The sequence below is a fragment of the Microcoleus sp. AR_TQ3_B6 genome (genome assembly GCF_036702785.1).
In the GTDB taxonomy this organism is placed as follows: Bacteria; Cyanobacteriota; Cyanobacteriia; order Cyanobacteriales; family Microcoleaceae; genus Microcoleus.
Map to the genome: position 1 here is coordinate 17,985 of NZ_JAUBVJ010000099.1, position 10,157 is coordinate 28,141.

Below are 10,157 nucleotides of genomic sequence, written 5' to 3' on the forward strand. Positions count from 1 at the left end.
AGTTTTGAGTTGACAAAAATTTCTGGCAATTGGGCACTCAAAACTCAAAACTCCCGAAGCCTAGATATCTCCGATAATTTCCGGCTGAGTCAGTTCGTCCGACATCTCAAATATCGCCCGCATTACAGGTTTCATCATTTGATGGTCGTCCATATTGTCAAAATCTTCATAGCGGCGGCGTTTGGCGCGGTTCGCCACCTGTACCGTAATCCGATAGCGGTTGGATGCAGCAGCGATCAACTCTTCCGCGCGACGGGTTAGCTGAGTTGAATCGAAGGTTGGACGCTTAACCATGAGACTACCTACTTTATGTAATGTTACATTCTAGTTTAGTATGTCAAGATTCATAATTTATTAACTGAGTATCATTGCTTATGCAGGTAGCAACAGCCTATTCCTTTGGTCACTTGCATCGGGGAAATTCTCATCCGCTCAAATTGGTTGCTTTCGGTGACAGCTTAATCTACGGTTTCGGGGACGGTGTAGGGGGTGGCTGGGTGGAAAGATTGCGGCGCCAGTGGATGTTACCGGAGAGTCCAGGACACGTTTTATACAATTTGGGCGTTCGGGGCGATCGCACTTATCAAGTCTCCCAGCGGCTCGAAAACGAGTTTCGCCACCGGGGCGAACTCAGAAACCGCGTCCCGGATGCGATTATTCTTTCCGTAGGCCTCAACGATTCAGCGAGAGTGCAGTCGCCTACCGGGCGCAGCTACACTGATTTTGAACATTTTAAAACTGTTTTGGATCATTTGTTAAACCTGTCCCAACAACTTTGTCCGGTGATATTTGTCGGGATGGTGCCGGTGGATGAAAGTAAAATGCCTTTTCAAGATTGTTTGTACTACAGTCATGCTGACCAATATCGGTATAAGGAAGCAACGAAATTAGCTTGTCAGTTGCGGGGAATTCCCTATTTAGATATTTTTGATAAATGGCTCGATCGGGGCTGTGATTGGTGGCGCTCGCGCCTGATTGCAGATGGCCTGCATCCGAATGCAGCGGGCTATCAAGCTTTATTTGAAGATGTGACAAGTTGGGAGCCGCTAGCCTCTATTAGTCATTAGTCAGTAGTCATTAGTCATCAGGGCTAACTTTGGCGGCATTCTGAAGGGGCGCTTAGCCTCTAGATTAAGCGAAATTGGCCTGACTTGCACCGCTCAAACGGAAGATTATCAAGCGAAAACTCAAGAAATACTAAAAAGTAGCAGTCGGTACTTAAAATGGCCAAATCATCCAAAAATTACCCAGTTAGTGTAGATGCACTTATTCCCCGAGAAGCATTTGATATTCAAGAGCAGTACGAATACAATAGGGAAGTATCCTCACTCTGGGTATTCGCGATTTAGAAAAAGGTTCTTTCTTGTATCCGTTTTTGCGAAAACCGGATTTTCAAAGAGAAACTAATGAATGGGATGCCACCAAAATATGCGAGTTTATTGAAAGTTTTTTAGATAGAGATTTAATCCCCGCAGTTATTCTTTGGCAAAGTTGCAGTAGTTACTATTTTGTCGTTGATGGTTCTCATCGTCTGAGTTCGTTACTTGCTTGGATGAATGATGATTATGGGGATGGTAAAATTTCTAAAGATTTTTATGACGGCAACATCAGTGACGAACAGAAAGAGGCAGCTAAAGAAACTCGCCAACTAATTAAAGAGAAAATAGGAGCTTACAAAGATTATCAATCATTGACATCACAGCCAGGTCAAGTTAATCCTAAAATGCAGGAAAGAGCTAGGAACTTAGGGAGCTTGGCGATTACACTTCAATGGGGTGAAGGTGATGCTCGGAAAGCCGAGGATTCTTTTTTCAAAATCAACCAGAAAGCAGCCCCGATTAGCGAGACTGAGATGAGGTTGCTACAAGCACGTAAAACACCTAATCGTGTCGCTGCGCGTGCGATCGTGAGAAGTGGTAATGGTCATAAATATTGGTCGGATTTCTCTGAAGAAAAACAGGAGGAGATTGAAACTGTAGCGTAAGAAATACACCAACTTATATTTCACCCCAAACTTTCAAATCCCATTAAAAACTTAGATGTACCAATTGTGGGGAATCTTTCATCTTCGGATAAGCTGGAAGTGATTTTAGAATTTATAAATATTGTCAATAACATATCAACCGATAATCAGTTGGGAGAAGATTCAAAAGGCGATAAAACTATTAAGCTACTAAAGCAGTGCAAAAAAGTGGCTCAAAGAATTAATACCAGCGATCCTTCATCTCTGGGTTTACATCCAATTGTATACTTTTACACTCAACAAGGAAAGCCAAAAATTGGTTCCTTTTATGGGGTGGTCAGTCTAATTTTAAATTTAGAACAGACTAAATCCTGGCCTAAATTGATAAAGGTAAGAAAAGATTTTGAATGGGTAATTTGGAATTACGATATGGTTCCACAACTTGTTGCTAAGAAGAGTGACGCATTACAAGCTAGAGAGCTAGTGAGAGACTTCTACTTAGAAGTCATTAATAAGTTGTCAGGAGGTATAGATAAAAAGAATGCGATCGCAGAAATAAGAGCCGGCGATAAAAGATTTGCCACTCTAAAAATTTCAAAGAAAGCCGACACTGGTGAAATTCAGAGTAAAGATTTTTCTAGAGAAACCAAAGCATCTGCGTTTATCAGAGATGCTATACCAGGCTGCCCAGTTTGTAAAATTTGTGGAGGGTATCTCCCTAGCCGATTTAACAGTATCGACCATATTACAAGAAAAGCTGATGGTGGTTTAGGAACTTTAAAAAACGCACAATTAACTCACCCATACTGCCATACTACCTATAAAAATTGAAAAAAAATTGTATTCGAGTTAATGTTGACACACCACCCAAGAAGATGCGTCATCATCTGATTTTCTGTGCCCGCTCATCTCAAACCTGACGCACCCTAACACTGATTGTATTCTTGACCCCACATTCCGCAGATCGAACCCAGAGGACTGGGACTTTTCATGAATTAAGAGTCCTCAAAAATTTTCTCACCTAACTTTTCGGGCTTTAGTGTCACTTTTTTTCAAATTACTGGGCAATTCAAGAAGTTGAAATGACAAATATTTGTTAATAGACTTATTCGTTTTTTTGAGACAATTATTCTGCCTAAATTATCCCAAAAAATCTCGATTAAGATGATTGTTTTCTTGGCTAATAATTGAAATGTATTCAAAATATCTGGCTCTGAAGAGCGACGATTATCCATCTTCAATCATTAAATAGTATTGCCCGCACATCTTTCCTAGATAATTCAATATTTCTTGACTTTCTTTTGTTAAATTGCTGACCTGCTCCCTTCCATTTAGAGTTACTAAATGCACGGCTTGAAACATCTGAACACCCATCGCCTAGTCGGTTTATTGGTGAATTTATTGACCTGATTTCTGATACTCTCATTGGCTGATTATAATTCTTGCCTCAATTTTCTTGGCGCGAGGTTGTATACCAGTAAACACCCTCCCATTATCATGGCAATTGCTTCGACTATTTCGGGGTTTTTGACGAATACATTTGATGGGAAAAATCCGGCATATTTGAGAAATATAAATCTTCTCTTCTTACTTTGTTGCGCTTTGTATTCTGATAATATTTCTCGCTGACTCAATTCATTTTTGTCGAGAATATTTGTGGCTAATATGAATCTACTTGCTTTAATTGTTTTGGCTGATATTACTGATTTTCTGATTTCTATTTCCCGGTTATTTCATATCCTATTGTCTCTGGTTTGGTTGCTGATTTGGCTGTTGCTTTTGATTTTTTGATGGCTTTTTCTCGGCACTTAATTTCTGTGATTTTGTGGTATTTCCATGAGTATGATAGCTGCTTTATTGCTGTTCCTGCTTCAGCTTGACACGCAAATTCTTGTCGAGATAGCTTGCGCAGTGATACTTTCACGTTTTCTAACTGTTTTTTTACTTGTTTGTTTATTTGTTTGATGCTTGCGTTTTTTCTGGTCTCACTTTTTACGATTAACCATCTTTGTTGTATCTTGCTATATTCGCTGGTTATTTCGGCTATTTTATATCCAGGTAGTCCGCTGGGGTGCCATTCTGATTCTGCTATTTCTAAGATTTTACTTTGTGCTTATTTTATACTTAATGGGACTCTGGTTATCCATTTCATTCCGGTCATGGCTGAGATGTTTTCGCCTGTATATAAGGCGCTGTCTGCTACGCAGATTCCTTCAAATGTCCAGTGTTTTTTGAATTCTTTTAATTGGGAGACAAATACGCTTTTGTCGTCGTTCCTGAGTTTATTTTTAGATATAGTGGTAGGTCTCCGTCTCCTGTTACAATCATGTCTATGATAAATTGTTTGAGCTCTGGTCGATGGTCTCGCTTAGTACCCGTGGACTATTTCTATTGGTTTGATTTCGGTGTCTGCTTCTGAGGTTTCTTTTTCTATTTCGTTGATGGCTTCTGATTCATTTTTGTATTCTTCATGTAGGTACATTGAACTTCCGTCTCAATGAATGCTGTTCATTTTTACTTGAAATTTATGAGCTGCTTTGAGGGCGATCGCTGTAAATATTTTAGTGATCCCTGTTTGGTAGTATTTGTCTAATGCTCTCCCTAGTCTGTCATCATTTAAATGTTTGGGCAATATTCCTTTCCCAATTAGATGTGATGTTGCTTTCCTCGGAAAAATTCCTCGAATATGCATAGTGGGGCGCTCAAAAATCCTAATCCGTTCAAAATCATGGCTTTCATTACTTGTCGGGGACTTAGGGTTTCTTTGTTTTTGATTCCTACTATTTTATTGACTTATTCTACCAATTCCATCTCGTCTATTATTCCTGCTACTATTCCTAAATGGTCGAGATTTAGGACTTTTATGGCTTCTGTTGCCTCATTCATGGTTTTTCTCTCTTTCTACTTGACCTGATTATTTTACGTCAAAAAAGCCTGAAATGATTGCCTAGCAATCATTTCAGGCTAAAGTTTTTACATGGCAGGCGATCGTTAAATCTGCTTAAATATCTGCAGAATGTGGGGTCGAAGACCCCTCCGCTGCCGTTACCAAAGACTTTGCCGCTTTGTTTGCCCAAACCCTACCTGGAGTGTGAAGAATCGCTATGAAAGTTGTCATTATTGGGGCAGGCCCTGCTGGACTGCTACTCGCCCATCGTTTGCTTGCTCGTTCCCCTGATTATGAGGTCTTTCTCTACGAGCAGCGCAGTGACCTGAGACTCCAGCGCTCGGATCAGCGAGCCTTTGTGATTAGCCTGACAGAGCGGGGACAGCAGATCCTCAAAGCAGTGGATGGATTATGGGCTGCGGTTAAACAAGAGGGGATCGCGATTCGTAAAACAGGGTTCTACAACAAGAAATTGGGACAGTGGCAGGCATTCCAGCGGACTTCTGATCCAGAACAATTTAGCCTGCTGATTAACCGCAATAACCTGTGTCGTGCCCTGATTGATGAGCTAGAGAAGCGAGCCTATCCCAACGTCCATCTCGTCTTCAACACCTCGTGCCTGGAGGTAAACTTAAGAACTCATCAAATCAAATTAGCCACCAAGGACGATCGCCCCTTCGAGCAATCCTACGATTTGCTGGTTGGGGCCGATGGCGTTCATTCTGTCGTCAAAACAGCAATGCTGCGGCAACCGGGTTTCGATTTCCGGCAGTCCTATTTTGATTCAGTTTGGAAAGTGGTGCACATTTCCCAACCTCCTGATTTTTCATCCGATACCTCCTATTTCTTTCGGCACTCCATCCCTCCAACCCATCCGGGAGCAGGTCCGACTCAACTAACAGGAGCCGCGATCCCCGAACTTAATAATCAACTCTGTCTCTTGATGTTCTGGAAGCAAGCCTCCCATCTGACCCAGGGGAACCCGCCTGGTATTCAAACGGTAAGCGATCTGCAAAGGTCTGTGTTTGAACAATGGCTACCAGGAGTTCAACTGGATGATACAGCTGCACAAACCTTTTTAGACCAACGCCCTTCTAGTATTCTGGAAACTCGATGTAATCGCTACCATGACGAGGCTGGGCAGGCTGTTTTAGTCGGGGATGCAGCCCATGCCATGTCTTCCTCCCTAGCGCAAGGGTGTCAAGCCGCTTTTGCGGATGTGGTTGCGTTAGATGAGTGTTTACAAGAGTCCAATAACGACCTCAAGGTTGCCTTAGCTCACTATTCAGCCCGCCAAGTGAAAGAAGGTCATGCAATCGCTGACCTCAATAGACTTCTCAGTCCCCAAGCTAAATGGCTATCTTTGCTATTCGGGGGAGCTATGGCACTCCAGGGTAAACTGAGTCAGCGGTTTCCCAATTGGTTTAGTCCGACTCCCGCTACATTGGTGGCTAAAACAACCCTGCCCTATGCGACGATTTTCGCTCGCTTCAAACCCTGGATGGCTTTGATTCAATGGTCAAATAAAAAGAGTCTTGCAAAACGGGAATTAACTTGAAATATCAACCGATATTCTACAGGTTCAGGTGCTTGGGCAGAGGCGATTTGTTTGCAACTGTCCCAACACCCTCATGCTACTGTTCGGGGCAATGCTCTTCTCGGGCTGGGTCACATTGCTCGTACCTTCCAAATCCTCACCCTTACACAAGTAGTCTCAGCAATTCAGACCGGACTGCAAGACTTAGACGATGATATACGTAGTCATGCTCAGGATGCAGCCAGCGAGCTGAAAATTTTCTTAGGAATAGAACCCACATTCCGCAGGTCTTAATATTAATTGGGGATTTTTTGGTACGAAATGGCTGTAATTTTTTGTCTACGAGCATTCCGCTGATATGTAGAAATATGAGTTTTTATTAAGGAGTGTTTATGGGTTCTCAATAGTCATTATTTATGGAGAATATGTTGGCGATTAAATTCCTAGGATGACGTTTTATAGTCAACATATTTTTGACTAAGCTGTTGCGGCATTTAAATTTTCTGTCAAAAAACAATCAAACTTTTGTGGGGTGGGCGTCCCGCCTGCCTCGAATATGCGATTTAAATGCGTAGCAGCTTATGTTAAGAAGTGCGGAATGTGGGCTATAAAAATTGAAAAAAAGTTGTATTCGAGTTAATCTTGACACACCACCCAAGAAGGGTGCGTCATCATCGGATTTTCTGTGCCCGCTCATCTCAAACCTGACGCACCCTAACACTGATTGTATTCTTGACCATCAAGTAAAACTTGATAAAATGCTCAGTAACCAGGTGGGTGTTGCAAACTACCCACCACTTTGTCGATCGCTTCTGCGATCGCCAACAACTCCATTTCGCACCACCGCTTACCAACAATTTGCATTCCAATCGGTAAACCATTTTGAGTTTGTCCAATTGGAATTACTACTGCAGGATGTCCGCTAAGATTAGAAGGCATGGTGTAAGCTCCGTTTGCCACTGCATGAGGATAGGATCTGCCATCAATGTCAACGGCACTCCAAGCGGGACGGTGAGTAAACGCAGCGGTTGCCGCAACGGGACAAAGCCATACATCCCACGGTTCTAATGCCTCATCTATATGGGCAGTGAAGCGATCGCGCTGTGTCAGTGCCTCGAAATATCCTTTCAAACTTGGATTCAATATCTCAGGTAGAAATTTGCTGAAATCTCCCAATTTTCGGAGTTTCTTGTCGCCTTGGGTGGCGGTACGGAAGATTAACTCTAAACTGCGACGCACATTATATCTATCCTGCGGTTGAGCGTAGATAGTCAGGTACATTGACATCCGTCCGTAGAGATTCAATATTTTGGAAAGGTCAAAGTCTTTGGGAAGCCAGCGTTCGGTTTGGACACCTGCGTGAGAGAGTGTGTGCACGATCGACTCCATAGCTGCTCGAATTTCAGAAGCAACGGGAACTTCGGCCCATTCAGCAGTCCAAGCGATTTTGAGATGCTGCAAAGGCTTGCCAGAGGGTCGATCGAGCGGAATCGGCGGGACATCAGGGCGCCGCAGGTCCGCGCCTGCAATTAACGAAAAACATAGCCGGATGTCTTCTAGCGATCGGGCAAAACACCCAACGGTCATCATTTGCCGAATAGACAGCGGCATTCCCGGCACTTCAGGAATCTGCCCTGCTGTAGAAATACGGCGATCTGTGGGCTTTAAACCATATATGCCGCAGAAATGAGCGGGTTGACGCACCGAACCCCCGAAATCGTTGCCCAAATCTAACGGTGAAAGTCCGGCGGCGACAGCAGCGGCACTCCCTCCAGAACTGCCACCAGGTGTGTAGTCAAGATGCCAAGGATTATTCACCCGCGGAAACAGAGAATTTGTGCTTTGATAATCGGCAGCCAGTTCCGCCATGTTGGTTTTTCCCATGATGACGGCACCTGCTGCCCGCAATCTCGCAACAGCAGTTGCATCCTGTTGAGGGACATAATCTTTGAGGGGAATATAGCCTGCTGTGGTGCGGAGTCCGGCTGTTTCAAAAATGTCTTTAATCGTGATGGGAACCCCATGTAAAGCACCCCAGTTTTCTCCTCTGGCTAGGGCTTCATCGGCAAGTTTTGCTCTAGTACGGGCATTGTCTTCATCCAGCGTACAAATGGCGTTTAATTGCGAGTTGTGCTTGGCGATTTGAGTAAGGTAAGCGTCGAGAACTTCGACTGCTGAGACTTGGCGATCGCGAATCATTCGCGCTAGCTGATGGGCAGAGGCAAAGGTCAGGCTACTCATAAGCAACAAACAGAATATTTTTGATTTTTATTTGACTCTCTAGCTTTTAGCTAGCCAGACGGGAATCCCCACACGCTTGTCGCTTCGATTAGTGTGGGATGAAAGTCGCGTTTCGCTGTGGATTCCACCGTCAACCAATTCAAAACTATGTTTTGAGCGGTGGGCGGGTGGATGACGAGACAAACAAACTCTTTATTTAATGGGTCTATTTTCTCCTTTGTACTTGACAGTAAATAACGCATTCTGGTACAGTAACACTAATTGATGCGTACCGACGGCGCTCCAATATTTGCCAATTAATGAGAACGGCTTACCAGTACAAACTACGTCCAACAAAACAGCAAGTCATTGAGCTAGACAGATGGCTATCCATGCTGTCTGCCCAATACAATTACCTGTTGGCTGATAGATTTAATTGGTACGAACAAAATCGCTCTCCTGTTAACGCCCGCCATCTCGTCTGTTACCTACCTGAACTGCGAGACAATCCCGATTATTGCTCGCAAAAGAAAACGTTACCTAAACTCAAGAAAACACATCCTTGGTATAGCGAAATATATTCGCAAGTCCTTCAGGATGTAGTTAAGCGAGTTAAGACAACATTTGACCGTTTCCTAAAAGGTGATAGCAGCGGAAAACGCAGCGGAAAACCTCGATTCAAAGCTCGCAGCCGCTATCGCACCTTTACTTATCCGCAAATGAAAGAGGGATGCTTACAGGGCAACTTGATTAACTTGCCGATGTTTGGGAAAGTTAAAGTTGTCTTGCACCGTCCTATCCCTGACGGGTTCAAAATCAAAACCGCATCTGTCACCAAGAAAGCTGATGGTTATTACCTGACGCTCTCCCTAGAAGACAAGACAGTTCCAGAGATAAAGCCAGACTTTAATCCTCGCTCGATAACAGGTATTGACGTGGGATTGAAGGATTTTTTGACAACATCTGAAGGCGAAACAGTCGCTATTCCCCAATATTACCGTAAAGAACAAAAATGCTTGCGAACAATTCAAAAGCGAGTGTCACGTCGCAAAAAGGGGAGCAATAGCAGGCTTAAAGCTATTAAGCAACTGGGCAGACAACACAAGAAGGTTGCAGATAAAAGAAAAGATTTCCACTTCAAGACAGCTAATTGGCTGCTGTCAAAATATGACGTAATCGCACACGAGGATTTAAACATCAAAGGTCTAGCTCGTACAAGGTTGGCTAAATCTGTGTTGGACGCTGGGTGGTCAAGTTTTCTGTCGATACTGACAAACAAAGCCGAAAACGCTGGTTTGTTAGTTGTCCCAGTAAGTGCCCATAATACTTCACAAGATTGTTCTAATTGCGGCGAGAAAGTACCAAAAAAGCTGCATATTCGTTGGCATGACTGTCCTCACTGTGGGTGCAGTCTAGACCGTGACCATAATGCCGCAATAGTAATCAAAAATAGAGCGGTGGGGCAACCCGTTCTTAAAGCTCGTGCGATTCGTTGATTGGGGAATCACGGTAATCAGTCCGTCAATAGCCAATCCAACCCCCCTTGGGTT

At 43.5% G+C, this 10,157-nt stretch carries 8 protein-coding genes and 1 pseudogene; 5 read left to right on the plus strand and 4 right to left on the minus strand.

Annotated features, from left to right (window positions below; all coding sequences use genetic code 11):
- Nucleotides 1-60: 60 nt before the first annotated feature.
- On the minus strand, nt 61-294 hold the full coding sequence (locus QUB56_RS31210) for a DNA-directed RNA polymerase subunit omega (RefSeq protein ID WP_332960225.1): 234 nt from the start codon (nt 292-294) through the stop codon (nt 61-63).
- 80 nt (nt 295-374) lie between these two features.
- Here QUB56_RS31210 and QUB56_RS31215 point away from each other — a divergent pair, with 80 nt between their 5' ends.
- From QUB56_RS31215 to QUB56_RS31225, 3 genes are all read left to right on the plus strand, one after another.
- Entirely contained in the window at nt 375-1,067 is a 693-nt protein-coding gene (locus QUB56_RS31215) for a GDSL-type esterase/lipase family protein (RefSeq protein ID WP_332960226.1), read from the plus strand.
- 308 nt (nt 1,068-1,375) lie between these two features.
- Nucleotides 1,376-1,984 (plus strand): DUF262 domain-containing protein, encoded by a 609-nt coding sequence (locus QUB56_RS31220; RefSeq protein ID WP_332960227.1) that lies wholly within the window; start codon nt 1,376-1,378, stop codon nt 1,982-1,984.
- Between the two features lie 66 nt (nt 1,985-2,050).
- On the plus strand, nt 2,051-2,794 hold the full coding sequence (locus QUB56_RS31225) for an HNH endonuclease signature motif containing protein (RefSeq protein WP_332960228.1): 744 nt from the start codon (nt 2,051-2,053) through the stop codon (nt 2,792-2,794).
- Between the two features lie 396 nt (nt 2,795-3,190).
- Here the strand turns inward: QUB56_RS31225 and QUB56_RS37460 are convergent.
- Nucleotides 3,191-4,849: pseudogene (locus QUB56_RS37460) on the minus strand (IS1634 family transposase).
- A 218-nt stretch (nt 4,850-5,067) separates the two neighbouring features.
- On the opposite strand from QUB56_RS37460, the gene QUB56_RS31245 reads away from it, so the two are divergent.
- Nucleotides 5,068-6,408, plus strand: coding sequence for an NAD(P)/FAD-dependent oxidoreductase (locus tag QUB56_RS31245; protein ID WP_332960231.1), 1,341 nt, complete (start codon nt 5,068-5,070; stop codon nt 6,406-6,408).
- 741 nt (nt 6,409-7,149) lie between these two features.
- Here QUB56_RS31245 and QUB56_RS31250 read toward each other — a convergent pair.
- Complete coding sequence (locus QUB56_RS31250) at nt 7,150-8,628, minus strand: amidase (protein WP_332960232.1); 1,479 nt, start codon at nt 8,626-8,628, stop codon at nt 7,150-7,152.
- 50 nt (nt 8,629-8,678) lie between these two features.
- Nucleotides 8,679-8,870 (minus strand): hypothetical protein, encoded by a 192-nt coding sequence (locus QUB56_RS31255; protein ID WP_332960233.1) that lies wholly within the window; start codon nt 8,868-8,870, stop codon nt 8,679-8,681.
- A 57-nt stretch (nt 8,871-8,927) separates the two neighbouring features.
- Between QUB56_RS31255 and QUB56_RS31260 the strand changes: the two genes are divergently transcribed.
- Nucleotides 8,928-10,103: a transposase gene (locus QUB56_RS31260; RefSeq protein WP_332960234.1), complete on the plus strand. Its 1,176-nt coding sequence runs from the start codon at nt 8,928-8,930 to the stop codon at nt 10,101-10,103.
- Nucleotides 10,104-10,157: the final 54 nt, after the last annotated feature.

Excerpts from the sequence above, each read along its gene's own strand:
- QUB56_RS31210 (WP_332960225.1), bottom strand. The coding sequence starts at position 294 with ATGGTTAAGCGTCCAACCTTCGATTCAACTCAGCTAACCCGTCGCGCG.
- QUB56_RS31215 (WP_332960226.1), top strand. The coding sequence starts at position 375 with ATGCAGGTAGCAACAGCCTATTCCTTTGGTCACTTGCATCGGGGAAAT.
- QUB56_RS31245 (WP_332960231.1), top strand. The coding sequence starts at position 5,068 with ATGAAAGTTGTCATTATTGGGGCAGGCCCTGCTGGACTGCTACTCGCC.
- QUB56_RS31250 (WP_332960232.1), bottom strand. The coding sequence starts at position 8,628 with ATGAGTAGCCTGACCTTTGCCTCTGCCCATCAGCTAGCGCGAATGATT.
- QUB56_RS31255 (WP_332960233.1), bottom strand. The coding sequence starts at position 8,870 with ATGCGTTATTTACTGTCAAGTACAAAGGAGAAAATAGACCCATTAAAT.
- QUB56_RS31260 (WP_332960234.1), top strand. The coding sequence starts at position 8,928 with ATGAGAACGGCTTACCAGTACAAACTACGTCCAACAAAACAGCAAGTC.